Origin of the sequence: Streptomyces sp. NBC_00370, assembly GCF_036084755.1 — a bacterium.
In the GTDB taxonomy this organism is placed as follows: Bacteria; Actinomycetota; Actinomycetes; order Streptomycetales; family Streptomycetaceae; genus Streptomyces.
Genome location: NZ_CP107968.1, coordinates 8,209,167 through 8,235,499, shown reverse-complemented (window position 1 = coordinate 8,235,499; position 26,333 = coordinate 8,209,167). Strand labels below are relative to the sequence as shown.

The window sequence follows — 26,333 nt, the reverse complement described above, 5'->3', positions numbered from 1 at the left end:
CGGCGGGTTCGACTCGATCACTCAGCCGAGGACGAGGGGGAGTTCTGCCGCCATGTCGCCCAGCTCGGCCGTCTCCGCCGTGGTCGGCGCGCGTCGTCCCGTACCGATCAGGAGCGCGTCCACGTCCGAGAGCGAGGCGGGGAACCGATCCCCGGCGATCTCTTCCAGCAACGTACGGGCCACGGCGACCGTCTCGGCGGGCGGTTGCGCGGCCGACGGCAGGTGGGCGATCAGGTCGAGGTGGTGCAGGGTCCATTCGAGTACGTAGGCGGACAGGTAGTCGCCGACCGTCAGCACATGGTCCTTGGTGGCCACGCGAGTGGCGGGGTCCGCGAGTTCGGCGGCGCGGCCTGCGGCGGAGCCGACGTCGTCGAGGTGGAACGTGAGCCAGCGCGGTTCGCCGTACGCCGCGGCGAGCCGCGGGATCAGCGCGTCGAGAGGGTCGTCGCCGGTGGGGAGTTCGGGCAGGAGGTCCCAGTAGGTGGCCGCGTTGACGGTCGGTTCGGCGCCGGCGGGCGTGACCAGGGTGATCAGGACGTCCTGGGCATCGATGACCAGGTGACAGACCAGGTCACGCACCAGCCAGCCCGTGCATCCCGAAGGCTGCTCGAAGTCCGCGTCCGCGAGATCGTCGACCGCCGCGCGCAGGGCGGCCCAGGAGTGTGCGAAAGGATCCACACCGGCACGGTAGGGCTGTGGCAGTCGGCGGACAAGCACATTCTTCCCCGCGCCTACGCCGAACCCTCCGTCCGCTCCTCTGCGCGGCGCACGAGGGCCAGCACCCCGTCGCGCAACTCGCGCATGGTGCGCGGGTCGCGGGCCTCGGCGTTGAGTCGCAGAAGCGGTTCGGTGTTGGAGGGGCGGAGGTTGAACCACCAGTCGGGGCCGTTCACGGTGAGGCCGTCGAGGGTGTCGAGGGTGACGTCGGGCCGGCCGCTCCAGGCGGCGCGGACGGCGGAGAGGCGGTCGGCCGGGTCCTCGACCGTGGAGTTGATCTCCCCGGAGGCGGTGTAGCGGTCGAAGCCGCGCGTGAGCTCCGACAGAGGGCCCTGCTGTCCGCCGAGAGCCGCGAGGACGTGCAGGGCGGCGAGCATGCCGGTGTCGGCGTTCCAGAAGTCGGCGAAGTAGTAGTGCGCGGAGTGCTCGCCGCCGAACACCGCGCCCGTGCGGGCCATTTCGGCCTTGATGAACGAGTGACCGACGCGGGTGCGCACGGGTGTGCCGCCCAACTCACTGATCACCTCGGGCACGGTGCGTGAGGTGATCAGGTTGTGCAGCACGGTGGCGCCCGGCCTGCGGGCGAGTTCGCGGGAGGCGACGAGGGCGGTGATCGCCGAGGGGGAGACCGGTTCGCCGCGCTCGTCCACGACGAAGCAGCGGTCGGCGTCACCGTCGAACGCGAGGCCGAGATCGGCCTGTTCGGCGCGGACGCGGGCCTGGAGGTCCACGATGTTCGCCGGGTCCAGCGGGTTGGCCTCATGGTTCGGGAAGCTGCCGTCCAGCTCGAAGTACATCGGGACGACGTCGAGGGGCAGGCCCGCGAGGACGGTCGGCACGGTGTGGCCGCCCATGCCGTTGCCCGCGTCCACGACGACCTTCAGCGGGCGGATGCCGGTGAGGTCGACGAGGGTGCGCAGGTGGCGCGCGTACTCCTCCAGGGTGTCGTGGTGGGTGACGGTGCCGGTGCGTCCGGCGGGCCGGGGCGGTCCGCCCGCGTCCGTCCAGCGCTCGACGAGGGCGCGGATCTCGGCGAGTCCGCTGTCCTGGCCGACGGGGGCGGCGCCCGCGCGGCACAGCTTGATCCCGTTGTAGCGCGCCGGGTTGTGCGAGGCGGTGAACATCGCGCCGGGCAGGTCGAGGGCGCCGGAGGCGTAGTACAGCTGGTCGGTGGAGCACAGCCCGGTCTCGGTGACGTCCGCGCCCTGCGCGACGGCGCCTCGCGCGAAGGCCCTGGCGAGGCCCGGCGAGGAGGCGCGCATGTCGTGTCCGGTCAAAAGAGCGCGCGCCCCGGTGACCTGGACGAAGGCGGCGCCGAAGAGTTCGGCCGTCGACTCGTCCCACTGTTCGGGTACGAGGCCGCGTACGTCGTACGCCTTGACGAGGCCGGACAGGTCGGTGCGCTGCGCCGGGTCAGTGGATGCGGCCATCGTGCTCTCCTTCGGGGCCCTGCGGATCGGGGGTGTCGAGGAGCCACAGGGCGGTGTCGGGCGGGAGGGTGTCGCCGTCGAGCGGGCCGCTGGCCAGCACCGGGCGGCCCGGTACGCCGGTCGTGGACCATGTCAGCGGCCGGGTACCGAGGTTGACGACGCAGACCAGCGCGCCCCGCCCGAAGGCGAGGTGGGGGTCGCCGGGCGCCGAGTACCAGCGCGGGGCGGCCGTCGGGTCGGGCGCGGGGTGGGCGCGGCGCAGCCGGAGGGCGGCGCGGTACAGGGCGAGCGTGGAGTCCGGGTCCTGCGCCTGGGCGAGCACGGTGTACGGGCCCCAGCCGTCCGGCTGCGGCAGCCAGGTGCGCTCGGGGGCGGCGGCGGTGAAGCCGTACGGGGGGTGGTCGCCGCTCCAGGGCAGCGGTACCCGCGAGCCGTCCCTGCCCCGGTCGGTGTGGCCGGAGCGTTCCCACAGCGGGTCGCGGATACGGTCGTCGGGGACGAAGGCCTGCGGCAGGCCCAGCTCCTCGCCCTGGTAGAGGTAGGCCGAGCCGGGCAGGGCGAGCATGAGCAGCGCGGCGGCGCGGGCACGTCCGGCGGAGCCGAGACGGGTCACCGGCCGGACCGCGTCATGGCTGGAGAGCAGCCAGGTGACGGATCCGCCGCCGGGGGCGGACAGCGAGGTGTCGATGACGCGGCGCAGTTCCTGCGGGTCCCACGCCGCCTCCAGGAAGGCGAAGTTGAAGGCCTGGTTCATCTCGCCGGGCCGGATGTAGCGGGCCAGCCTGGCGGGGTCGAACACGGCGGACTCGGCGACCATGAGCCGGTCCTGCGGCGGTACCGAGCCGGGCGGCGCCGGATGGGTGTCCAGGACGGCGCGCCACTCGCGGTAGAGCGGGTGCAGTTCCTCCTGGTCGTAGTACGGCATGAGGTGGTTGCGCAGGGGGTCCTGGTGCTGCCCGGGTCCGGCGTCCGGCAGTCCCTCGGCCTTGAACAGGGCGTGTGCGACATCGACGCGGAAGCCGTCCACGCCCCGGTCGAGCCAGTACCGCAGGACATCGGTGAAGGCAGAACGTACGTGGCCGTCGCGCCAGTTGAGGTCGGGCTGTTCGGGGGCGTGCAGATGGCAGTACCACTCGCCGTCGGCCACCCGGGTCCAGGCGGGGCCGCCGAACGCCGACTGCCAGTCGTTGGGCGGGAGTTCGCCCGACGCACCGCGTCCGGGACGGAAGAGGTAGCGGCCGCGCGCGGCGGAGCCAGGTGCTGCCGCGAGGGCGTCCTGGAACCAGGGGTGCCGGTCGGAGGTGTGGTTGGGCACGAGGTCGACGATGAGCTTGAGGCCCAGGTCGTGGGCGCGGGCGATGAGCCGGTCGAAGTCCTCGGTGGTGCCGAGGTCGGGGGCGACACCGGTGTGGTCGGCGATGTCGTAACCGCCGTCGGCGAGCGGCGAGGGGTAGAACGGTGTGATCCACACGGCGTCGGCGCCCAGTTCCGCGATGTGGTCCAGGCGCGCGGTCGCCCCGGCGAGGTCCCCGGTGCCGTCACCGTCCGAGTCGGCGAAGGCGCGCGGGTACAACTCGTAGCAGACGGTCTCCTGCCACCAGCTCATGCTGACTCCTGGGGCAGGCCCGCCGCGCCGGCCGGGACGTATGCCCCGGCACCGGCGCGGCAGATCGTACCGAGGCCGCCGAGGTGGAGCGGCGCCGTCGTGCGTTTCATGCCGTGCGCTCCAGGAGTGCCACGCCGATGTGCGCGTCGGCCATGCCGTAGAACACGTAGAGCTGCCCGTCGACCTCCTCGACCGCGGTCGGGAAAACCACGTTCGGGACGGTGCCCGCGCGCTCCTCCTCGGTCTCGGGCGCCATGAGCGGCTCGTCGGAGCGGGCGAGGATCTTCGCCGGGTCGGCGGGGTCGAGGATCATCGCGCCGGCCGCGTACGACACGTTCTGGTTCTGCGCGAAGGGGTCCTCGATGGCCCCGGAGACGCCGTGGTGGATGAGCAGCCAGCCCTCGGGCACGCGGACCGGCGCGGGGCCGCTGCCGATCTTCAGCTCCTCCCACGGGTGCGCCGACAGGGCGACGAGCCGGTGGTCGCGCGGGCGGGCGAGAGCGCGGATGTCGGCCTCGACCTCGGCGACGGGCACGTACGAGATCCAGATGCCGGGCCGTTCGTCGGTGATTCCGGCGGGCAGGTGGACCCCCTCGCCGGGCCGGAACCAGCCGAGGTCCCACATCGGGCGGTGCAGCATCGCGTACGCGGGTTCGCCGTCCGGGCCCGGCACGGGCTCGGGGAAGTGGACGACGTCCTTGTTCGGGAAGAGGTTGAGGTCGGTGTCGAGGTCCGGCTGGTAGCCGAACTGGACCGGCCCGAGCCGGGTCCACGTGGTCAGGTCGTCCGACACGGCCAGGGCCGGCTTCGGGCCGAGCGGTCCGTAGGCCACGTACGACATGACGTGCTTGCCGAGCGAGGGGATCCAGGTGACCCGGGGATCCTCGACGCCCGCGTTGTTCTTGCCGCGCTCCCATCCCGCGTCGGGCGAGAGGACGACCCCGCGCCGCTCGACGCCGCTGGGGACGCCGTCGGTGAAGGTGACCTCGGCCAGACCGACGCGCGAGACGTTGCCCTCGGAGACCAGGCGCGGCAGCAGGTGCAGGCGGCCGTCGGGGGTGCGGCCGGAGGCGGGGTTGAGGACTCCCTCGGCCTCGTTGGCGTCGCCGGGCAGCGGGGACATGATCAGGCCCTTGCGTATCAGGCGGTAGGGGATGCGCGAGGCGGCGCCGGTGGTGCTGCTGGTGGTGGTGCCGGTGGTGCTCATGGGGGGAATCAGCCCTTTACTCCGGAGTCGATGTCGGTCGAGGTGAAGTGGCGCTGGAACAGCAGGAACAGCGCCACGGCGGGGGCGGCCAGCACACAGGCGCCGGCCAGCAGGGCACCGGTCGGGTTGCTGACCGTGCCCTGGAGGTTGGAGAGGAAGCTCGCGAGGGACACGGCCAGCGGCTGCATGTCGGCGTTCTTCGTGACCAGGAAGGGCCACAGGAACTCGTTCCACGGGCCGATGAAGGTCAGCAGCATCGCGGTGAGTACGGCGGGCCGGGCCATGGGCAGGGCGACCTTCCACAGGATGCGCAGTTCGCCGGCGCCGTCGAGCCGGGCCGCCTCGAACAGGGACTGCGGCATCTGGAGGAAGAACTGCCGGAAGAGGAACACGGCGGTCGAGTTGATCGCGAACGGCAGGATCATCCCGATGTAGTTGTCGCCGAGCCCGTAGTCGCGGACCACGAGGACGTAGAGCGGCAGCGTCAGGAGCTGGAAGGGCACCATCTGCACGAGCAGCATCGAGGCGAACACGGTTCCCCTGCCGCGGAAGTGCAGTTGGGCCAGCGCGTACCCGGCGAGCACCCCGAAGACGAGGGTGCACACCAGGACGCCGACCGTCATGATCCCCGAGTTGACCAGCGAACGGCCCAGCGAGATGGCGCCGTTGACCGCCGTGTAGCTGCTGCCGGTCAGCCCGCCGGGCACGGCCGACGACAGGTCGCCCGTCGTCGTCTTCCGCAGGGAGCCGACAACCATGTAGTAGAAGGGGAAGAGGAAGGCGACCGCACCGAGCGAGAGCACGGTGTACTTGACGGCCGTCCCCCAGGGGCGGCGCGCGGCGCTGGGCCGGGCGGGGTCCGGGAGGTCGGCGGCAGGGGCGTCGGCTTCGGGGGTCGTGGTGGCGGCGCTCATGTCAGTTGCCCCTCTCGGTGAGTTTGCGGGCGGCCAGCGAGATGACGAGGACGAAGACCACGAGGACGACGCCCAGCGCTGCGGCGAAGTCGGGATGGCCCTGCTCGATGCCCTTCTGGTACATGAGCAGCACGGGCGAGGTGGAGGCGTGGTCGGGTCCGCCGCCGCCGGTCAGCAGGTAGGGCTCACTGAACAGGTTGGCGCCGGTGATGATCGCGTAGATCACCACGAGGGTGGTCGCCGGCCGCACTCCGGGCACGGTCACCGAGAAGAACTGCCGTATGCGGCCAGCGCCGTCGACGGCGGCGGCCTCGTACAGTTCCTTGCCGACGTTCTGGAGCGAAGCGAGGTAGAGCATCACGAAGAAGCCGAGCTGCTTCCACGTGACGAAGAAGGCGATCATCGGCATCGCCAGATGCGAGTTGACCAGCCAGGAGGGGTCCGGGGCGTGCGAGCCGAGGAGGTTGTTGACGAAGCCGTCCGAGCCGAACAGGAACTGCCACACGGCGACGAGCGCGACGCTCGCCGTGATGTACGGCAGGTAGTAGGCGGCGCGGAAGAACGCGCGGAAGCGGATCTTCGCGTTGAGGGCCGCGGCGAGGACGAGCGACAGGATCACCGTGAGGGGCACGTTGATCACGAGGAAGACCGCGATGTTGAGGAAGGCGCGGCCCACCACCGGGTCGGTGAAGACGTCCCGGTAGTTGGAGAGTCCGACCCACGGCGAGTCGATGTGCGTGCCGGGGGCGGTGAAGTAGAAGCGGTGGACGGATATCCAGAGCGTGTAGACCATCGGGACGGCGAACACGAGGAGCAGGAACAGCACGTACGGCGTCACGAACAGCGCGCCGGTGCGGGAGCGGGTCCGGCCGTGGCGGGTCGCGGCGCCCTCGCGGGGCTTGTCGCCGGTAGGAGCGGTGGCGGCGCCGGTGGTGGCAGTGGCGTCACCGGCGGTGGCGGCGATGGGACGAAGGTTCGTCATGACGGGTCCCCGTACTCGTCGAGCAGCTTGGTGATCTTGTCGGAGGCCCGGCGCAGCGCCGCGTCCGTCGATTCGTCGCCGAACACGACGGACTTGGTCCACTCGTCGCGGAACGCCTGCCAGATGTCCACGGACCCCGGCACGTTGGGCACCTCGACGACGTGGTCGGCCTGTCGCGCGAACGCCTTGTAGACGGGCTTCTTCGCGAAGAATTCCGGGTAGCGCCCGGCCAGGTTCTCGCGCATCGGCATCTGACCGGTCGCGTCGAGGAACTTCCCGTCCTGCTGGGCGGAGGTGGCGAACTTCAGCAGGTCCCACGCGGTGGCGCGGTTCTCGCAGGCGCTGAACATCGCGACGGACTTCTCGTCGCTGAAGGAGTACGTGTCCTGCGCCGACTTCCCTTCGGCCGTCGGCACCGGAGCCACACCGATGTCGACGCTGTCCTTGTAGGCGGAGACCGCCCACGGGCCGACGGTGGCCATGGCGGCCTTGCCGTCGTTCACCGCGTCCCCCGCGTACGCCTCCTGCGGCGCGAGCTTCTCCGCGTACAGCGTGCGCCAGAACGCGGCGGCCTGCCGTCCGGCGGGTGAGTCGAACTGCGGCCTGCCGTCCTCGATGAGCTGCTTGCCGCCGCTCTGCGCGGCGAAGGCGGGGTAGAAGTCGTTCCAGGACTGGAAGAACTCGCTGCTGGGCGCCGGCCAGATGGCGGCCTTGGCGGCGCCGCTGTGCACGAGGGTGCGGGAGGTCTTCAGGAACTGGCTGTAGGTCGCGAGCCGCGGGTGCTCGGGGTCGAGTCCGGCCTTTTTGAAGATCTTCTTGTTGTAGAGGATCATCACCGGGTTGCTCTTCCACGGCAGCTGGTAGAACTTGCCGTCCTGCGACGCGTACTGACCGGTGAGGGCCCCGCCGCGCTGCTTGATGTAGCTGTCGCCGTCCGGGAAGTCGCTGAGCGGCACCAGGCCGTTCTGCTTCTGGAAGGTCGGCACCGAGGCGGGCGCGGTGTTGAAGACCAGGCAGGCGCTGGTGCCCGCGATGATCGAGGCGCTGATGGCCTCCTCGGAGGTCTTGCCCGCCGGGATCTGCTGGGCCGTGACGTGCTGGCCCGGGTGGGTCTTGTTCCACGCGGCGATCATGTCCTCGCCCCAGGCCACCTCCTGGGCGTTGTTCGACAGCCAGACCCTGATCGGGCCGCGCGCGTTCGCGGCGGTCGCCTGGTCGGGGGCCGGCCGGCCGCAGGCGGTCGCGGCCCCGGCGAGAGCCAGCACGAGCAGCGAGTACGCGGTTCTCCTCAGCATGAAAACTCTCCGAACTGTGCACGCCCGGCCTCGTCGCCGGACGGGAATTGCTGACCGCGCCTCGAAGGCCGGCCGGCCCCGTTGTCAGGCACGGGGTGCCGGACCTATCGAGGCGCGGGGCACGAACTCGGCCGGAGGCAGCACGACGTGCGCGACCTCCGCACCGGCCAGCACCCGGTCAAGGGCGCGGGCGGCCGCTTCCCCCCAGCCGCGCGCGTCGGCGCGGGCGGAGGACAGCGGTGGGTGGGTGTAGCGGGTGAGGGGGGTGTCGTCGTAGCCGACGACCGAGAGGCGTTCCGGCACCGGTACGCCGAGTTCCTGGGCCACGGAGAGCCCGGCCGTCGCCGCCAGGTCGTTCCCGTAGACGATCGCGGTGGGCGGTTCGGCCAGCGACAGCAGCTCACGGGTGGCCAGCGCGCCGCCCTCCGCCGTGAAGCCGCCGGGCAGCACGGGCCCATCGGGCAGGCCGAGCTCAAGCAGCGTCTCCTCCCAGGCGGTCCTGCGCCGGTGAGCGTGGCGGAACTCCTGGGGGCCTTCGACGTGCGCGATGCGGCGGTGTCCGAGCCCGGCGAGGCAGCGGACGGCGTCCACGTAGGCGGGCCGGTCGTCGAGGCTCACCGACGTGAGCCCGTCGCTCCACTCGCTCTGCCCGACCACGACGGCCGGCAGGCCGAGCCGGTGCATGAGGGCGGGGCGCGGGTCCTCGTAGCGCAGGTCGGTGAGGAGCACGCCGTCCACCCGCCGGTCGGCGGCGAGCCGTTCGTACACGGACTGCTCGCGCTCGGGGGTGGTGAGGTGGACCATGAGTCCGTCGCCGCGCTCCCCGAGGGCCACCTCGACACCGGCCATGAAGGCGGGGAAGAACAGGTCGGCGCCTATGAGGTCGGGTTCCCGCGCGAGGACCAGGCCGAAGGCGCCGGCCTTGCCGAGGGACAGCGCGCGGGCGGAGTGGCTCGGGGTCCAGCCCATCTCGGCGGCGACCGCGAGGATCCGTTCCTTGGTCTCCTCGGCGATCCCCGGCCGGTCGTTCAGGGCGAACGAGACGGAGCTGCGCGAGACACCCGCGCGCTGTGCGACGTCGGCGATGGTGGGCCTGCGAGCCACGACGCCCTCCGCTCTCTGTGGTTCCTGTGTTCGTCCTCGGACCGGTCCGTTCAACCGCCGGTCCGTTCAAACGCCGGACCGTTCAAGCGGCTTCTAAACCGCTTTAAACGACCGACCGGCGCTTACTAAACCGGTTTGAACTACAGGCGTCAATAGGCGGAGCGATGTGATCTGGGCCGCTTCGGGGCCGGGACAGGGACCGGGACCGGGATGGGCACCGGCGCGGGGATGTGCGTACGCTCGCCGAAACACCGGTGGCCTTCGCGGCCGACGACGACAGGTGCGATAGAACGAACATCCGCATCGTGTCGGACAGCCCTGCAGAGGAAGGCCCCCAGTGACCCGTATGTCGCTCGACACCGTCCCCGTACCCGACGGTGTGACGTCGGCCGCCGCCCTGGAGGTGGCGACCGCCTACCTCTCCACCGCGCTGCTCAACCATTCGCTGCGCGCCTACGTGTGGGCTGCCGCTCGCGGCGTGGCGGACGGCATTCCCTTCGACCCCGAACTCCTCTACGTCGCGGCGCTGTTCCACGACGTCGGGCTGGTGCCGGTGTTCGACAGCCACACCGTCGCGTTCGAGGAGGCGGGCGGCCATGTCGCGCAGGTCTTCGCGGCGGGCGCCGGATGGCCGGCCGAGCGCCGCGAGCGCCTGTCGAACGTGATCGTCCGGCATATGTGGCCGCAGGTGGACGTGTCGGCGGACCCCGAAGGACACCTGCTCGCCCGCGCCACAGCGACCGAGGTCATCGGGAAGGAGGCGGACGACTACCCGGCCGGTTTCCGGGCCGAGGTGCTGGAACGCTACCCCCGGCTCGACCTCGCCGAGCAGTTCCTGTCGTGCTTCCAGGCCCAGGCCGTACGCAAACCCGGCAGTTCCGCGGGCAGCGCCGTGCGATCGGGGCTCGCCGACCGAATGGCCGCCAATGCGCTAGACGCCCCCGCCTAGTACGCCGGCGGTAGATCGTGCTCGTGCCCGGTCGGCAAGATCAAGAACCTAGATCTTGATCCAGTAGCGCCGCACGGGACTGTGTTCGGTGTCCCTGATCTCTTCGAAGACACCGCCGTGACGCTCGATCGTCTTCACCGAGGCGAGGTTGTCGACCTCGCAGACGATCAGCACCTGGTCCAGGCCGAGCGCTCGTGCCTCGTCGAGGATCTGGCCCAGCGCCCACGTGGCCAGGCCGCGCTGTCGTGAGGACGGCCGGATGCCGTAACCGATGTGGCCGAACTGCCGGACCTCGTCGTTCGGCCCGTGCCGCAACGCGATCCCGCCGTGCACCCGGTCGCCCTCGACGATCCAGCGGTACGTACACCCCTGACCGGCCGCTACCGCTTTCGGCGTCGATGCGTCAGCCAGCAACGCTACCCAGGCCGCGAACCCGGCCGGCGACTCGACCTCGTCGGACGGCCGCAGTCCGAATCCGTCCTCGTGGAGACCGGGACCCCACTCCGCATGCGCCTGGAGCCAGGCGGAGTGCAGGCGGGTGGTCGGGGCTGTCAACTCAGTCATGTGGTCACGATATCGATCCGGACCGTCGTGCTTCGTACACCGCCCGGCTACGCCGAGCGGTGTACCCGGGAAGCCGCCCGTCATACGACGACGGCAGCCGCGCCGCCACAGAGGATGGTGCGACGGCACCGGCCACCGCCGGCAGTCCGATTCAGCGCGGGAGGTGGGGACTTGATGGCATCAACACTGCCAACACACCACCGCACCACCCGGCAAAGGAAGGGGCCTCGTGACAGCTCATACGCCGCCCGGTGAACTCCGGTCGGCCTGGACCGCCATCGGTCACGCGCAGGGCCGGCACCGGATGTTTCTCACCGCCACCTGCGTAGCTCTGGTCCTGGCCGCCATCGGCGACGAAGCGCCCGGTTACGACGGTCCGGGCCCGTTCATCGACCTCGCGTTGGCCGTCATGGTGGCGCTCGTCCGGTGGCGGTTCACTCCGCTGCTCATCGTCACCATGAGCGTCTTCTTCATCGCCGGTGGGCTCGCCGCGCCCGCGTTCGCCGCCCGGCTGATCCGGCCGGACCGCGCAGTGGACTTCACCGCCGGCTGGTTACAGCTGCTCAGCTTCGTAGCAGCTGCCTCCTTCGCGACAGCCTCGGCCATCTCCGGACGCCGCACGCCCCGTTGACCCCACCGTGAGGAAACTGATCATGCTCCGTCCGCGTCAACTCAGCCGTAACACTCTCCTCTCCCTCGCCGGTCTGCTCGTCGGTGTCGTGGGCCTGGTCGTCCAGTGGTTCGCCGACCCGTCCACATTCGCCGATGCTCTGCCGCCCTTCGGCGTCGTCTTCCCGCCCGGCATCGCCTTCATCGTCGTGTTCGGTGTGCTCGTGCTGCTCACCGCCCGCTGGTGGTGGCACCCCGCCTTCGGAGTGTTCATCGCGTTCTGGATCGTCGGCGTCGGCACCCTGGCCGGTCAGTTGACGCCCAACCTGACCTCACACAACCTCGGCACCGTGACCGGCAATGTCGTGATGACCGCCGGACTCGTACTTGCCTTCGTCGCCGGTCTCCTCAGCATGATCGGAGCGCGGCGCACCCAACGGACCCGCCGGAGCGCGCCTGATCAAGTGCGTCAGCGGTGATGCTTCAGCGCGTTGCCAGGCACCACCGCCGGGCCGCCGGTCCGATCAGGCTTTCAGGGGGCCTCCGTCGATCGCCACCCGTCGGCCGTAGCGCGTCAGCGGGTAGTAGTCGTAGACCGCGTGGTGCTGGACACAGCGGTTGTCCCAGAAGACCAGGGTGTTCGGGGCCCAGCGGACCCGGCAGCTCAGCATCGGGCGGCGGGCGGGGATCTCGCACAGCATCGCCAGCAGCGCCTCGCTCTCGTCCGGCGACAGCTGCGGGATCCGGGCGGTGTAGGCGCCGTTGACGTAGAGGACCCTGCGGTCGGTCTCCGGGTGACGCACCACCAACGGGTGCTCCGCCTTGGGAATGACATAGTCCGCCGGAGGGGTGTACCCCTTGAAGGCGATCAGCCCGTCATGGACGGCCGTCATGCCCTCCAGCATTCCCCGCAGCGCCGGTGACAGCATCTCGTACGCGAGGTGCATGTTGGCGAACAGCGTGTCGCCGCCGCTGCCTCCCTCGGGGACACGCGTGATGTACAGCATCGACCCGAGAGAAGGCTCCGCGTCGGCGGTACCGTCCGCATGCCAGCCGTTACCCGCGACATTGTCCGCCGCCTTGTCGGTACTGATCTCCAGGATGTACGGATCGCCGTCCGGCGGGGGCGGGTTGACGGGCCGCAGCGGACCGAAGTGCCCGGCAAAGCGCTTGTGGTCGTCCTGGGAGATGGTCTGGTCGCGGAAGACCAGCACATGGTGGCGCAGGAACGCCTCCTTGATCTCGGCCAGTTGGTCCGGCGGCAGCTCGGCGGACAGGTCGGCCCCGCTGACCTCGGCACCGATCAGCGGCGTGACCGGTGCCACCTCGATCGTCCGGTACTGCACGGCGGGCCGGGTCGTGACGGCGCCGACCGCCTCCAGCTCGTAACTCTCCATGTGCTCAATCTCCTTGTGAGGTGTGACGTGAGACGTGGGTGGAATCGCCCGTGGAGGTGGCGGACGGCCGGGCGGCCGACGCCGAGTTGATCGCCTCGGCCACCGCCTGTGCGTGGGGTGCGGTCACGATGCCGTAGTGCGTGGTCTCCAGCAGATGCCAGGAGCTCCCGTCCGGCAGATACGGCCGCCACAGCGCGGGATGGTCCCGCACCGGGCCGGCCGCGGGCGGCAGGCCGGCCACCGGGCGGGTGGCCAGCCAGGTGCGCACCGGGGTGGTGGTCAGTCGCGGCAGGGTGTGCGCGGCCATGCTGCGCAGGTTGGCACGGCAGCACCGGGCGAGACGCTCGGCGTACGCTCCCGCCTCCCCGCTCGGGGTGTCCCCCGGTGTGTGACCCAGCTCGTGCGTGAACAGCGCCTCCAACTGGGACTCGTCGTAGTCCTGGAAACGCGCGCCCGAACCGGGCGGCGGCGGGTCCAGGAGAAACACACCGTCCACCGGCCGTCCCTCCCGCTCTGCCAGCGCCGCCATCTCGAACGCCACCCAGCCGCCGAACGACCAGCCGGCCAGACTCACCCGGTGTACGCCGTCCCCCAAGTGGGCCCGCAGCGCCGCGTCGTAGTGCCGGGCCCGCTCCGGCAGACTCCACTCGGGACCGTGTGCGTCACGCAGCGCGGGATCCGCCACCAAGCAGACCGTCAGCCGTGGGTCGAGCGCCGACACCAGCGTCCGGTACGCCTGGATGTCCCCGCCGACCGGGTGCACCAGACACAGCACGTCCGACCCGGTACCTTCCTGCCACACCTCCAGCGGAACACCGTCCGCGGCTGCCGGCTGCGGCGCCGCCTCCCGCAAACGCTCCAGCACCTCGTCAAGCCCCACGCGGTGACTGAGCCGGGACAGCTCCAGCTCCACCCCGAAGTGCTGCTTGACCGCCCCGATCAAGTCCAGCATCGTCAGCGAGTCCGCACCCAGGTCGTACAACGACTCCGCGGGGTCCAGGTCTTCGACCCCCAGCCACTCGCAGAGCAGGCCAGCCAGCAGACCGGCCGGATCCTCCTCCGTCGCCGGATCGGCAGGTGCGGGTGTGGCGGCCACCTCCGCCACCGGGAGCCGCGGCGGGGCGTAGAACGTCTCGGACTCCCGCAGATCCGTCGTGGAGACCAGGAGATGCGGCAGGCCAGAGCCAAGAACGCGGTCGAACACCCGCTCAGCCTCGGCCGTCGTCAGGCCCACCGCCAAGTGCGCCTGATGCCGTACGTCCGACGCCGGGGCCCGCAGCGCCATCCCCGACTCCCGCCACACGTCCCAGTCGACCGTCATCCGCACCGTGCTCTCCAGGTCGGCGGACCGGTGGTGGGCGAAGGCGTCCAGCGCCGCTCCCGCTGCGGCGTAGTCGAGTTGGCCGACCCCGCCGAGCTGCGCCGACATCGAGGAACAGTAAAGGACCACGGCCGGTGCGTAGCGGCGGACCAACTCCTCGATCAGCAGTGCCCCGTTCAGCTTCGCCGCCGTGGCATCCCGCACCGCCGCAGCGTCGCGCCGGGCTATCAGACCGCCCGCCGCCACCCCCGCCGCATGCACCACACCGTCCAGCCGGTCCGTAGACGCACCGATCCGGGCCAACACCTCATCGGGCTTCAGCTCGGACAGATCAGCTCCCACCAACTCGACTCGGCCGGACCATGGTTCGAGTTCCTCGGGCAACTCCGGCTGCCTCGCGAGCAGCAACACCCTTCCCGCACCACGTTCCAGCAACCACCGCGCGGCGGCGCGCCCTATCCCACCCGTCCCGCCGAGCACGAGATACACAGCCCCCTCGGGGACCATGACCGGACCCGCATCCCCCGCTGCCGCATGGAGCGGTACGGACGACTGCTCCCACCAGTAGCCCTGTCGCAACACCAACTGGCGTGGCAACGCGGGCGCGGCAGCGATGAGACGGGCCACCGTGGCGGCCCACCGGGTCAGGTCGGCGGTAGGGAGATCAAGCCAGGTGCCCTCGGACAGCGCCTCCTGCGAGGCCACCTCCGTGATGCCCGCCAGCAGGGCGAGTTCGGGACGCGATACCGGACCCTCGACCGGCCGGGCACCGTAGGACAGCCACCAGCAGTGCACATCCGTGCGCCCCGCGAGGGCCTGGGCCAGTGCGGCGGGTGCGTCGAGGCAGGCCCGCCGAGCGCGTTCCAGAGTCGGCGCACCGACCGGGCCGGCTACCGACAGCGGGAGCGCGTGCACCCAGTCGATGCCGTCGTGCGGTCCGTCCTGCGGTAGTACGTCGAGGAGTTGACGCAGGGCTGTCGGGTCGGCCGGATCCAGCGCGAAGTCGTTCTCGTCGAGGCGGGCGAAGCCCTTCGCCGCGCGGACTCGTACGACCCGGGCGTACCCGGCGGCGAAGGCACCGACGGTGTCGGCGGAGGCCGTCTCCTCGGTTACGAGGACAAGCAACCGTTGGACGGGGGACGCCTCCCCGGCGTCGGCGCGCCGTCGCCGGGTCCAGGTCGGCTGCCGTAGCCACTCCCCCTCGGGCAACCGCGCCGGTACGGAGGCGGGGGCGGCGGGGAGCGCAGGAACCGCCGGGGCAGGCGCGGCTGTCGGGAGGCGCGCGAAGTCGTAGTCGGCCAGGTCGAAGGAGGGCGGCGGAAAGTCCCACGGCGCTTGTGCCGGTCCTGCGGGCCAGACGACGGACTCCCCCGCCAGCCACGCGGCAACCAGGACCGGAGCGGGCTGATCGTCCGGGTCGACCGGGGTCGGAGATGAGACGTCCTCGACCATGGTCGGCTCGGCCGTACGCAGCCACGTCACCGCGGCGGCGGAATCCTCGCAGACCGTGGCCATCCGCCAGGGGCCTTGCGGGCGGCCTGCCCGCAGATGCCGTACCACCTGCGGGTACGCCTGCGGCTGCGCGGTGAGGTAGTCCGCGATCCGCTCGGCGTCGGCGCGCACAGCGGTGTGGGAGTGGCCCGACAGCACCAGGCACGCGGGCACCGCAGCTGAACCCGCCAGGCCGGTTCCGGTGTCCGGAGAGTCCCGGTCCGCCTCCAGCACCACATGCGCGTTCGTCCCGCCGATCCCGAAGCTGCTCACCGCCGCCACCCGGGGACGGCCCGCCGGCCACGGGCGCGGCTGCGCCGGGATGTAGAACGGACCGGCGTCCGGCCCTATCGCGGGATTCAGGGCACGGAAGTCGGCATTGGGCGGGATGAGCCCGTGGTGCACCGCCAGCACGGCACGGACCAGCCCGATCACCCCTGCCGCAGCGCCCAGATGGCCGATTTGGCTCTTCACGGACGCCAGCGCGCAGCTGGCCGGCTCGCTCACCCCGAACGCCTGGCGCAGCGCCTCCACCTCGATGGGGTCACCAAGACGGGTGCCGGTGCCGTGGGCTTCCACGTAACCGAGGTCGGAGCCGGTACGGCCGCTGCGGCGCAGCGCCGAGCGGATCACCTCGCGCTGCCCGGCCACCGACGGCGCGCTGTAACTCAGCTTCTCCGCACCGTCGTTGTTCAGCGCAGAACCGGTGATCCGGGCGTAGACGGTGTCCCCGTCACGCAGCGCCGCCCGCAGCGGTTTGAGCACCACCACACCGACACCGCTGCCACCGATCGTGCCACCGGCGTCGTCACTGAACGGCCGGCAGTGTCCGTCCGGGGAGAAGATGTGCTGCGGCTGGTAGCGGTAACCGTCCCGCATCGTGGTGTCCACCAGAACACCGCCGGCCAGCATCACATCCGCGTCGCCCTGCCGCAGCAGCCCCGCCGCGACATGCACAGCGACCAGCGAACTCGCGCACGCCGCCTGGGTGGTAAAGGCCGGTCCCGTCAGATCGAGCCGGTAGGCCACCTTCGTGGCGAGGAAGTCCTTCTCGTGATGCAGAGCCCACTGGAAGGCGTCCGGCAGCCGCTCGGGGTCCGCCTCGCGCAGCATCTCCTGGAAGTACGTGTTCTCACCGGCGCCCGCGACCAGACCGACCCGGCCGACCTGGCCGGCCGTAGCTCCAGTGATACCCGCATGGGCCAGCGCCTCGACGCAGCTCATCAGCAGATGCCGCTGCTGGGGATCCATCAGCCGCGCGTCCTGCCGGCTGATGCCGAAGCGTTCCGGGTCGAAGGCGAGCATCCCCTCCATCTGGCTGCGGGCACCCACCAGCCCGTCCGCCGCCTCGAAGTGCTCCACGCCCCGGCCCGCCGTCTCCACCAGCTGCCAGAACTCCGCCAGATCGCGGGCGCCGGGCAGCCGTACCGCCATCCCGATCACCGCGATCGGCTCGTCCGAGGGAACACCCCCGGCGTACGAAGCACCCGCGCCGTGCGGCCCGGCGGCCGGGAGGGCTTCGTCCCGTACGGCAGCAGGCTCCTGCGCCGGGCGGGCGGCCGGTTCACGGCCCTGCTCGACGAAGCGTGCCAGGCGACGGATCGTGACGTACTCGAACAGGTCGGCGACCGTGAACCGCAGTCCCAGCTCCGTGGTGCATCGCAGATGAAACCGCATCAGCGACAGGCTGGACGCACCCGCGTCGAAGAACGTCTCGTCCGCCCCGACGGTCCGGCCGGTCACCGCTTCGAACGCCGCTGCCAGCCGGGTCTCGACCCCGGTCAGGGCGGCGGCTCCGGAGGCGGTGCCCACGCCCAGTTCCCTGCCCGGTGCCCGCAGTGCGTTCGCGCGGTCCAGCTTGCCGCTGGGGGTGTGTGGCAGGGTATCCAGCTCGCGGAAGCGGCGGATCTGGATGAAGGCGGGCAGCAGTGCCGACAGGTGAGCGGCCAACTCCGTTACCGAGGGGGCCTTTTCGCGGCACTGCAGACAGGCAACCAGCTCCTTGCCGTCGTGCGTCACGACCGCGCCCACGATCTGCGGATGCCGCATCAATGCTGCCTCGACCTGCGCCAACTCCACCCGGTGACCGCTGAGTTTGATCTGCTGATCGGTCCGGCCGAGATAGTGCAGCACACCTTCGTCGTCGAAGCGGGCGCGGTCACCGGTGCGGTAGAACAGCCCCAATTCCGACAGCTCCACGAACCGACTGGTGTCCGAGGCCGCGGCTCCCAGGTAGCAGCGCGTCGCCATCAGACCGCCGATCAGCAACTCCCCGGCCCGGCCGGGCGGCAGCGGCAAGCCGCCCTCGTCGACCACCCGGAGCAACGCGTTCGCCACTGGTGCGCCGATGGCCGGACGCTCCGGCCAGCGCAGCGGATCTCCGTCCAGGCACAAGCTGCTCACGACATGGGTCTCGGTCGGGCCGTAGTGGTTGAACAGCCGCACCCCGGGCAGTCCGGCGAACCACTGCCGCACCGCTTCGGTGCACACCAACTGCTCGCCCGCGACGATCACCTCCCGCAGCCGGGACGGGAAACGGCCGAGATGCACACCGTGTTCGGCCAGCAACTGCAAGGCCACGTACGGCATGAAGATCCGCTCCACGCCGGCCGACTCCAACTGCTCCAGCAGCGCCGGAACATCCTGTCGCCACCCCGGCCGTACGAGATGCAGCCGGCCGCCGCCGCACAGCGTGCCGAACACCTCCTGGAAGGAGACGTCGAAGGAGAGCATCGAGAACTGCTGGGTGACGGCCGCCGCCCCGAGGCCTCCTGCCTCGGCCTGCCATTGCAGGAGATTGCTCAGCGTACGGTCCGGCACCTGCACCCCCTTGGGTGTACCGGTGGAGCCGGACGTGAACAAGGTGTACAGAGGCCGGGCCCCGTCGTGCCCCGGCAACGGTCCCCGTCCTGACGGGGCGGGCGCGGAGAGGTCGACCTCGTAGCGGGGCAGCTCTGCCAGGTCGGCGCCTTCGAGAGGAGCCGCGCCACTGGGCGGCACCAGCACACAGAGCGGTTGTGACTGGGTCAGCACATGCCGCAACAGCCCCGCAGGATAGGCCGGATCGAGCGGCACGATCGTCCAGTTGAGCCGGGCCAGCGCCAGCAGCGCCACCACATGCTCCACCGACGGCTCAAGATGCAGGGCGACACAGCGCGGGCCGCCGTCGTCCGTCTCGTCTGGATGAGCCGCCGACAGCCGCAGCGCCAGCGTCTGTGCGAGCGCGTCGAGTTCGGCGTAGTCGACCGCCCGGTCGCCCGCGACCACGGCCGGCGCATCAGGCGTACGTGCCACCTGACGGGCGAAGCCCTCGGCCACGGTGGACCAGGCCGGCGTGACTGCCGCGCCGCGCCCATGGTCCGGCAGCGAGCGCCGGTAGGGCGCCGCAACGTCCGTCGTGTCGGCTGTGGTGTCGTCCGTCAGCAGGTCGAGGGCCCGGCGGAACATGTCGGCCATGGCCGACACCTCGTCGGCGGTGAAGTAACCGTCGGCGTATTCCCACAGGCACTCCAGAGCGCCCGCGTCCTCGACCACGCTCAGCGTCATCGGGCACTTGGCCTCGGCGGGTACCGGCCACCACGGCCGGACGGCGCAGCCGGGCAGGTCCAGAGCGCGGAAGTCGGTGTTCTCCAGGACGAAGAGAAAGTCGAACGGCGCGCCGTCCCCGTACGGCGACACATCGGCCAGCACATCGGCGAGCGTCACGTCCTGCCGGTCCAGCACCTCACGTGCACCGGCGCCCAACCGAGCTGCCTGATCGCGGAGTTGTTCACCGGGCGCGACCGCGAGCGGCAGCAGCACCGTGTTCGCGAACATGCCCACACTGTCCGCGAACTCGCCGACCGGCCGGTTGGCGACCGGCGCCGCAACCCGTGGCCGGGTCAGCCCGGTCGCCCCGTACACGCCCCAGGCGAAAATACCCAGCAGCAACTCGAACCGGGTCAGGCCGAGTTCGGCGCACAGCCGGTCGGCCTGTGCCCGCTGAGCCGCGTCCAGCGAGGTGTGCAGCAGCCGGACCGCGCCGAGACCGCCTTCGCCACGGGAGGGGAGCCGCTCGGGCTCGTCCGCCACCCTTTCGTGGTGGGTGCACAGTTCGTCCCGTAGCGCCTCGTACGCGGGGCGGGTGAACCACTGTGCCTGCCAGCCGGCGAAGTCCAAGGGGGTGGGGGCCCGCCGGGCGACGGGCGGATTCGTGTCCGCGTCGCCCGTTGCCCTCGCGTACTCTGCCGAGAGCTCCTGGAACAGGACGTTGAGGGACCAGCCGTCCACGGCGATGTGGTGCAGGTGCAGCAGCAGTTCGCCGCCGCCGGGGCGTGGCAGCCAGCAGGCCCGGAGCATGCGGGGCCGCGCGAGATCGAACGGCTCGGCGAAGAAGCGCTCCGCGACGGCGGGGCCGGGCTCTCCGTCAACCGCACTGGACTCGGTCCACGGGTCGTACGGGTCCCCCACCACCTGGAACAGGCCGTCCGGCTGCGCTTCGAAGCCCGTACGCAACGCCACGTGGCGCTCCACCAGCGCGGCCAGCGCCTGCCGCAGCAAGCCGACGTCGACCACGCCGTCCACCCGGAAGGCCGCCCCCACGAGATGGGCGCGGGAGGACGGCGAGCGCTGCTGGAGCAGCCACAGACGCTGCTGCTCGGCCGTGGCCGGCGCGGAGCGGGCCGCACTCGGCGCCGGGACCGGCGGATACGGCGAACCGTCATCGTTCCCGCCCCGCTGCCTCGCGGCGGCGATCTCGGCGGCCATCTCGGCGAAGTCCCCACGCATGACGGCCGAGGAGGACAGCTCGCAGGACCATCGGCGGCGCACTTCGAAGCGCAGCCGCAGCGCCTTGAGGGAGTCGCCTCCCGCCGCGATCCACCGGTCACCGAGGCGCGGACGCGAGGTCCCCAGCATCTCGGCGGCCAGGTCGAGTACGTCACGCTGCCAGGGCGACACCGGCCCGTCGTCGCCTGCGGGCCGCCACGGCGGATCGGTACGCCGCAGGAGCACCGCCTGGTCGACCTTGCCGTTGGCGTTCAAGGGCAGTTCGGCGACGCAGTAGGTGTGATGGGGGCGCATGTAGGCGGGCAGACCGGCCGCCAGGTGCTGGTCGAACTCCTCGTACGACACCTCACCGCCGAGGACGACATAGGCCAGCAGCTCGTTGGTCCCGGTCTTCTCCCGGCGGACGCACACGTATGCCTGCCGTACCGCGGGGTGGGTGGTGATGTGCCTTTCGAGCTCGCCCGGTTCGATCCGGAAGCCGCGGACCTTGACCTGCCGGTCGGCGCGGCCGACGAACACCAACTCCCCCTCGGCGTCGGCGCTCACCAGATCACCGGTACGGTAGAAACGCGCCTGGCCGCCGTCGTACCAGGGCAGCGTCACAAAGCGCCGCTCCGTCTCCTGCGGCAGGGCGCGGTAACCGACAGCCACTGCCTCTCCGGCCAGGTACAGCTCCGCGACCTCGCCCGGGGCGGCTTCGCGGCCACCGTCGGCGGGGACCAGGAGCGCCGTGGTCCGTGGCAACGGCCGCCCGATCGGCACCTCGTCCCCGGTGAAGTCCCGGGGTATCGGGTAGCACAGGGCGAAGGTGGACGTCTCCGTCGGCCCGTAGACGTTGTGCAGCCGGGTCGTACTGGCCGCGTTGTGGCGGTACCAGTCGCGGATGATGCGCCCGTTGAGCCGCTCCCCGCCCACAAGTACCTGCCGGGCGGCGGCGAAGCAGTCGGGCACCGCCTCCACCACCGCGTTGAACAGCGCCACCGTCACGAACACCGTGTCGATACGCTCACGCAGCAGCGCCGCCGCGAGTTCGTACGGAGTCTGCACGGCGTCGTCGCCGAGGATCACACAGCAGCCGCCGGTCAGCAGCGGTGCCCATACCTCGAAACTCAGCGCGTCGAAGGCGGGGTTGGACAGGCAGGCGTACCGCGCACCCGAGGACAGGTCGATGTATCCGGGGAGGGCCAGCCTGAGGATGCCCGCATCGGGCACCTCAACTCCTTTGGGCCGGCCGGTGGTTCCTGAGGTGTAGAAGAGGAACGAGACAGGGCCGGGAGCGGCCGGTGCCCCCGCCGTCCCCGAAACGGAGTCCCCGGACGGCAGGAGGGCGTCGGCTGTCAGCGGGCGGACCGTCTCCGGCAGCCCTTGCGGGGCCTCGCCGGTATGGATGACCACCACACTGCCGCTGTCCCGCAGGATGTGGTCGCGGCGTGCGGGCGGGCTCTGGGCGTCGAGCGGTACGACGCGCGCGCCGAGCCGCAGGACCCCCAGCATCACGCAGACCAGCTGCCAGGACCGGGGCAGACACACCGCCACCGCCTGTCCGGGTGACACACCGGCGTGGCTGAGTGCGTCCGCCACAGCAGCGCCTGTGGCGTCGACGGCCGCGTAGTCCAGCGTCCGGCCGCCGTCCGCGACGGCGGGGGCGTGCGGGCTACGCAGCGCCTGCTCGTGGACGCGCTCGGCGAGGCCGGCAGGAGTGACCCCGGCGGAATCCTGTGAGGGTCGCATCAGCGCTCCAGCATCGCGGACGGTTCGGCCGGGGCTCCGGCGCCGGGCGGCGTCCCGGGGACCGCCGTCCGGTCCAGTTCGGCGGTGATGATCTCGGCGATCCGTGGCACCTCGTCGCTCTCCAGCAGATCCCAGTGGCCACCGCCGACCGTCTCGACGGCGAAGCCGCCACGGACCTTGCGCCGCCAGAAGTCGCGGGCCCCGGACACCGCCCGGGCCTCGGCACCGGGCGCCTCCTCCGCATCAGCAACGGCATCCGGAGTGGCTTCGGCCCCCGGCTCGGGAGCCGCCTCGACGAACACGACTCGCGCCGGGGAGGTGGGCACCGTATACGCGCGGGCCGTCATCCGGTTGTGGTTGTAGATACGGAAGTAGCGGTCGATCTGGTCGTCGTCGATGCCCGGGTACATCCCGTTGAAGCGGACCAGCTTCTCCCTGAACTCCGCCGCGTCCACCGGGCCGAGGGCAGCGCGTACCTCCGTGTCGTCGGTGGCGATGGTGTCGAGCAGCACCACACTGAAGTCGCTGTGCCCCGCCGCCGCGAGTCGTCGGCCCATCTCGTAGGCGATCAGGCCGCCGTAGGACAGCCCGCACAACACCAGCGACTCGCCGGGCAGTGGATCGACCAGCTCCAGATACCGCTGGGCCATCGCGCCGACGTCCGGCAGCGGTGACTCGCCGGGGCTGAGCCCCGGTGATTGCAGCCCGACCACACCGACCTCCTCGGGCAGCGCGGTCGCCAACGACAGGTAACAGAACGCCGTACCGCCCGCCGGATGCACACACACCACCCGCCGGTGCCCGTTCCCGCGCCGGAACTCGATCACGTCACTGTCCGCGCCGCGCGGCACGGTCCCGGCCCGCAGCAGTTCCGCGAGCGTCTCGATGGTCGGATGCAGCAGGATCTCCCGGATCGGCAGCTCCCGGCCGAACTCCTCGCGGACGGCGCTGGCCACCTTGATGGCGGACAGCGAAGTGCCCCCGAGGTCGAAGAAGTTGTCGGTGACGCCGATGGAGGGGTGCAGCAATATCCGTCGCCACATGCGGTACAGCGCCATCTCGACATGGTCGCGGGGGCTGGCGGTGTTCACCTGGTTCCCGCCGTCCCCGCGAGCGGTGCGGGCCTCTGCGAGCAGCAGCGCGCGGTCGAGTTTGCCGCTGGGTGTGAGCGGCAGTGCGGACCGTCGCACGAACAGCGCGGGGATCATGTAGTCCGGCAACCGCCGGGACAGCGCACTCCGCCATTCCGACGGCGTACGCGACTCCACCTCGCCGCCCGCGACGACCGCGACCAGCCGCGACTCGCCCGCGTCGTCCCGGTCGGCCAGCACCACGGCCTCTCCGACGTCGGGCAGCGCGAGCAACGCGGCCTCGATCTCACGGGGTTCGATCCGGAAGCCCCGCAGCTTGATCTGGTCGTCGCGGCGGCCGAGGTAGCTGGCGTTGCCTTCGGGGAGCCAGCGCGCGAGGTCGCCCGTACGGTACATCCGCCCACCCGGCACGAACGGATCGGGCAGGAACCGCTCAGCTGTCAGGTCAGGGCGGTTGAGGTATCCCTGGGCCAGGCTCGCCCCGGCGAGAAACACCTCCCCCGGCACACCGACCGGGACGGGGCGTCGCCGCTCGTCCAGGAGGTAGAGCCGGGTCCCCGGCAAGGGCCGGCCGATGGGGGCCGGCCGGTCCAGCGACTGTGGGTCGTAGTAGGCGGTGCTGTAGAGGGTGGCTTCCGTCGGACCGTAGCCGAAGCAGATCCGCAGCCCGGGCAGCGCGCGCGTCATGCGCAGCAACGCCCGCTCGGGAAGCGACTCCACGCCGGTCAGCAACTGACGCAGGGCCAGCCCCGCCAGTCGGGTTTCGGGGTCCTCGTCGATCCACTTCACGTACGACGGCGGCAGGAAGGCCTGCACGACGCGGTGTTCCCGCATCCAGTCGAAGAGTGCGGCGGGGTCGCCGCGTACCTCGTCCGGCACCAGATGTACGACGGCACCGGTGGTCAGCGGCAGAAGCAGTTCGTGGATGGAGGCGTCGAAGCCGATGCCCGACCAGGCCGAGGTGGGCTCGCCCGGGGTGTCAGGGAAGTGTTTTCGCCACGCGGCGAAGAGGTTGCGGATGCTGCCGTACGTCACGGCGACGCCCTTGGGGCGGCCGGTGGAGCCCGAGGTGTGGATGACGTAGGCCAGGTCCGCGTCCCCGGTCCGGATGCCGGGCGGGTCGTCGCGCTTCCCCTCCGCCTCGACTGCGGCGATCTCCTCCCAGCCCTCGCCGGATCCGGGCGCGTCGGTGAGAACCAGCGCAGGTTTGGCGTCCGTCACCATCGCGGCGATACGGTCCGGTGGCTGCGCGGGATCGAGGGGCAGGTACGCGGCGCCCGCGCTGAGGATGCCCAGCACTCCCACGGTGAGATCGACGGTACGCCCGCAGTGCAGCGCCACACACGCACCGGGCCTGAGGCCACGGGCGATCAGGGCGTGTGCCAGGCGGGCGGCCCGCCGCTGGAGGGTGGCGTAGTCGAGCTGGTCCTTGCCCGCGACGACGGCGGGGGCGTGGGGGTGGGCACGCACCTGGGCCTCGAACCGCTCGACGATGCCGGCGGGGTCGGCTTCTTCGGCGGTCACCGGATGGGCGTTGTCCGCGCCAAGGCCGCTGAACTGCGTGAGGATCCGCTGCTCGGCGGCCTCGTCGGTCAGCGCATCGTCGGCCACCTCTGCGCCGGGATCGCGGGCGATCTGCGCCAACAGCCTTTTCAGGTAGGCCGCGTAGCGCTCGACGGTGTCACGGTCGAAGAGTGCGGTGGCGTAGTCGAGATAGCCGTGGACGCCGCTGTCGTCCTGTTCCAGGGACAGCGCGAGGTCGAACTTCGCTGCGGCGTGCGGGATGTCGAGCGCCTCGGCTTCCGTGCCGGGGATGCTGACCAGCTCGGCGCGGGCCGGTGCCCAGGCGAGCATGGTCTGGAACAGCGGCGTATGGGCGGCGCTGCGCGGCGGGTTGACCAGGTCCACGACCCGCTCGAAGGGCACGTCCTGATGGTCGAGCGCGGCGCGCAGCACAGCGCGGGTGCGACGCAGCAGGTCCGAGCCGGTGGGGTCACCGCTGAGGTCCACGCGTAGGGCGAGCGTCTGGACGAAGAATCCGATGAGCCCGGTGTATTCCGTGCGCCGGCGGTTGGCGACGGGGCTTCCGACAACGATGTCGGTCTGTCCGGTCAGTCGCGACAACAGGGCGGCCCAGCCGGTCAGTACGGCGCCGAACAGGGTGCTGCGATGCTGCCGGGCGACCGCGCCGAGCGCTGCGACGAGTTCGGGCTCCAGGTGCACCGGGACCCGGCCGCCGTCGTGGTCCTGCCGGGCCGGTCGCGGCCGATCGGTGGGCAGTTCGAGCAGCGGCGGGGCATCGGCGAGTGTTTTCGCCCAGAAGGCCTCCTGCTCGGCCGCTTCGCCACCGAGGCTCCAGTCGCGCTGTCTGCGGGCGAAGTCGGCGTACCGCGCGGGGAGCGGCGGCAGAGCGGTCCCGTCGTCACGCAGCGCGTTCGCGTAGAGGGAGCTGAGTTCGTTCAGCAAGACCTCCATGGAGCGTCCGTCGAAGACGGTGTGATGCACCGTCACGAGCAGGATGTGGTCTGTCGGCCGCAGGACGATCAGCCGCGCCCGCGCGAGCGGCCCCCGGCCGAGGTCGAACGGCTGCGTCGCCTCCTGTTGCCGTAGCGCCGCCACCTGGGCTGTCGGGTCGGGGAGTTCACCGAGGTCGTCGATCTCGACGGCGTATCCGCGCTCCGGCGGGTCGATGACCGCCCGCAGCCCGTCCTCGGCGGCCACCAGCCGGGTCCGTAGCGTGTCGTGGCGTTGTGCGAGCGCGTCGAAAGCCCGGCGCAGAGCGTCCCGGTCGAGGCTCCCCCGCAGCCGGTATGCCAACGGCTCGTTGTACGCCGCGCCGGCCCCTTCCAACTGGCTGATCAGCCAGATCCGTTGCTGCCCGAAGGAAGCCGTCTCACCGCCGACCACTGACTCGTCCGTTGTGTTCGCCTCGGTCGTTGTGTTCGGTTCGGTCGTCGCGTCCTGGAAGCGGGGTGTCGTCGACAAGACCTCGCCCTTTCTTCGAAATGCGCTGCAATTGCACGCAGGCAGCGCTCAATACCCCGGCCCCCGCCGGCTACCTGACTTTCTTTTGACGGAGTTTTGGGTTTGAGAAACGCGGAAACAACATGGAACATTGCTCGCTGCCACCCGAAGAAAACGGTGACTCCGGCCTTCAC

Annotated in this window: 15 protein-coding genes; 3 read left to right on the top strand and 12 right to left on the bottom strand. The window is 71.1% G+C overall.

Annotated features, from left to right (window positions below; all coding sequences use genetic code 11):
* Positions 1-21: 21 nt before the first annotated feature.
* The 8 genes from OHS57_RS36055 to OHS57_RS36020 all read right to left on the bottom strand — a co-directional run bounded on the left by OHS57_RS36055 (position 22) and on the right by OHS57_RS36020 (position 9,255).
* Positions 22-678, bottom strand: a complete 657-nt coding sequence (locus OHS57_RS36055) for a maleylpyruvate isomerase N-terminal domain-containing protein (RefSeq protein ID WP_328584707.1) — start codon at positions 676-678, stop codon at positions 22-24.
* Positions 679-731: 53 nt separating this feature from the next.
* Positions 732-2,147: a phosphomannomutase/phosphoglucomutase gene (locus OHS57_RS36050; RefSeq protein WP_328584706.1), complete on the bottom strand. Its 1,416-nt coding sequence runs from the start codon at positions 2,145-2,147 to the stop codon at positions 732-734.
* Positions 2,131-3,753, bottom strand: a complete 1,623-nt coding sequence (locus OHS57_RS36045) for a glycoside hydrolase family 13 protein (protein WP_328584705.1) — start codon at positions 3,751-3,753, stop codon at positions 2,131-2,133. The genes OHS57_RS36050 and OHS57_RS36045 overlap by 17 nt, the downstream gene beginning before the upstream one ends.
* Before the next feature lie 106 nt (positions 3,754-3,859).
* Positions 3,860-4,960: a glycoside hydrolase family 130 protein gene (locus OHS57_RS36040; protein WP_328584704.1), complete on the bottom strand. Its 1,101-nt coding sequence runs from the start codon at positions 4,958-4,960 to the stop codon at positions 3,860-3,862.
* Between the two features lie 8 nt (positions 4,961-4,968).
* Positions 4,969-5,874 carry a carbohydrate ABC transporter permease gene (locus OHS57_RS36035; RefSeq protein WP_328584703.1) on the bottom strand — a complete coding sequence of 302 codons (906 nt, stop codon included), beginning with the start codon at positions 5,872-5,874 and terminating at the stop codon, positions 4,969-4,971.
* Between the two features lies 1 nt (position 5,875).
* On the bottom strand, positions 5,876-6,856 hold the full coding sequence (locus OHS57_RS36030; RefSeq protein ID WP_328584702.1) for a carbohydrate ABC transporter permease: 981 nt from the start codon (positions 6,854-6,856) through the stop codon (positions 5,876-5,878).
* Positions 6,853-8,151 (bottom strand): extracellular solute-binding protein, encoded by a 1,299-nt coding sequence (locus tag OHS57_RS36025; RefSeq protein ID WP_328584701.1) that lies wholly within the window; start codon positions 8,149-8,151, stop codon positions 6,853-6,855. Before OHS57_RS36025 ends, OHS57_RS36030 begins: the two co-directional genes overlap by 4 nt.
* 84 nt (positions 8,152-8,235) lie before the next feature.
* Positions 8,236-9,255 carry a LacI family DNA-binding transcriptional regulator gene (locus OHS57_RS36020; RefSeq protein ID WP_328584700.1) on the bottom strand — a complete coding sequence of 340 codons (1,020 nt, stop codon included), beginning with the start codon at positions 9,253-9,255 and terminating at the stop codon, positions 8,236-8,238.
* 346 nt (positions 9,256-9,601) lie between these two features.
* Here OHS57_RS36020 and OHS57_RS36015 point away from each other — a divergent pair, with 346 nt between their 5' ends.
* A complete protein-coding gene (locus tag OHS57_RS36015) occupies positions 9,602-10,204 on the top strand; it encodes an HD domain-containing protein (RefSeq protein WP_328585239.1) in 603 nt (200 codons plus the stop codon).
* Between the two features lie 48 nt (positions 10,205-10,252).
* Here the strand turns inward: OHS57_RS36015 and OHS57_RS36010 are convergent, their stop codons facing one another.
* Positions 10,253-10,768, bottom strand: coding sequence for a GNAT family N-acetyltransferase (locus OHS57_RS36010; protein ID WP_328584699.1), 516 nt, complete (start codon positions 10,766-10,768; stop codon positions 10,253-10,255).
* A gap of 229 nt (positions 10,769-10,997) precedes the next feature.
* On the opposite strand from OHS57_RS36010, the gene OHS57_RS36005 reads away from it, so the two are divergent.
* Both OHS57_RS36005 and OHS57_RS36000 read left to right on the top strand, forming a co-directional pair.
* The gene (locus OHS57_RS36005; RefSeq protein ID WP_328584698.1) at positions 10,998-11,399 is read left to right on the top strand and encodes a hypothetical protein; all 402 of its coding nucleotides are present in this window, start codon (positions 10,998-11,000) and stop codon (positions 11,397-11,399) included.
* Between the two features lie 22 nt (positions 11,400-11,421).
* Positions 11,422-11,856, top strand: coding sequence for a hypothetical protein (locus tag OHS57_RS36000; protein ID WP_328584697.1), 435 nt, complete (start codon positions 11,422-11,424; stop codon positions 11,854-11,856).
* A gap of 45 nt (positions 11,857-11,901) precedes the next feature.
* Here OHS57_RS36000 and OHS57_RS35995 read toward each other — a convergent pair whose 3' ends face one another.
* The 3 genes from OHS57_RS35995 to OHS57_RS35985 are packed head-to-tail and all read right to left on the bottom strand — an operon-like array spanning position 11,902 to position 26,160.
* Positions 11,902-12,774: a TauD/TfdA dioxygenase family protein gene (locus tag OHS57_RS35995; RefSeq protein WP_328584696.1), complete on the bottom strand. Its 873-nt coding sequence runs from the start codon at positions 12,772-12,774 to the stop codon at positions 11,902-11,904.
* A gap of 4 nt (positions 12,775-12,778) precedes the next feature.
* Positions 12,779-22,084 (bottom strand): non-ribosomal peptide synthetase, encoded by a 9,306-nt coding sequence (locus tag OHS57_RS35990; RefSeq protein ID WP_328584695.1) that lies wholly within the window; start codon positions 22,082-22,084, stop codon positions 12,779-12,781.
* Complete coding sequence (locus tag OHS57_RS35985) at positions 22,084-26,160, bottom strand: non-ribosomal peptide synthetase (protein WP_328584694.1); 4,077 nt, start codon at positions 26,158-26,160, stop codon at positions 22,084-22,086. The genes OHS57_RS35990 and OHS57_RS35985 overlap by 1 nt, the downstream gene beginning before the upstream one ends.
* Positions 26,161-26,333: the final 173 nt, after the last annotated feature.

Bases quoted from the DNA above. Each gene is read 5' to 3' on its own strand.
- OHS57_RS35990 (WP_328584695.1), bottom strand. From the start codon at position 22,084: ATGCGACCCTCACAGGATTCCGCCGGGGTCACTCCTGCCGGCCTCGCC.
- OHS57_RS36045 (WP_328584705.1), bottom strand. From the start codon at position 3,753: ATGAGCTGGTGGCAGGAGACCGTCTGCTACGAGTTGTACCCGCGCGCC.
- OHS57_RS36000 (WP_328584697.1), top strand. From the start codon at position 11,422: ATGCTCCGTCCGCGTCAACTCAGCCGTAACACTCTCCTCTCCCTCGCC.
- OHS57_RS36015 (WP_328585239.1), top strand. From the start codon at position 9,602: ATGTCGCTCGACACCGTCCCCGTACCCGACGGTGTGACGTCGGCCGCC.
- OHS57_RS35995 (WP_328584696.1), bottom strand. From the start codon at position 12,774: ATGGAGAGTTACGAGCTGGAGGCGGTCGGCGCCGTCACGACCCGGCCC.
- OHS57_RS36040 (WP_328584704.1), bottom strand. From the start codon at position 4,960: ATGAGCACCACCGGCACCACCACCAGCAGCACCACCGGCGCCGCCTCG.
- OHS57_RS36035 (WP_328584703.1), bottom strand. From the start codon at position 5,874: ATGAGCGCCGCCACCACGACCCCCGAAGCCGACGCCCCTGCCGCCGAC.
- OHS57_RS36030 (WP_328584702.1), bottom strand. From the start codon at position 6,856: ATGACGAACCTTCGTCCCATCGCCGCCACCGCCGGTGACGCCACTGCC.
- OHS57_RS36025 (WP_328584701.1), bottom strand. From the start codon at position 8,151: ATGCTGAGGAGAACCGCGTACTCGCTGCTCGTGCTGGCTCTCGCCGGG.
- OHS57_RS36010 (WP_328584699.1), bottom strand. From the start codon at position 10,768: ATGACTGAGTTGACAGCCCCGACCACCCGCCTGCACTCCGCCTGGCTC.
- OHS57_RS36050 (WP_328584706.1), bottom strand. From the start codon at position 2,147: ATGGCCGCATCCACTGACCCGGCGCAGCGCACCGACCTGTCCGGCCTC.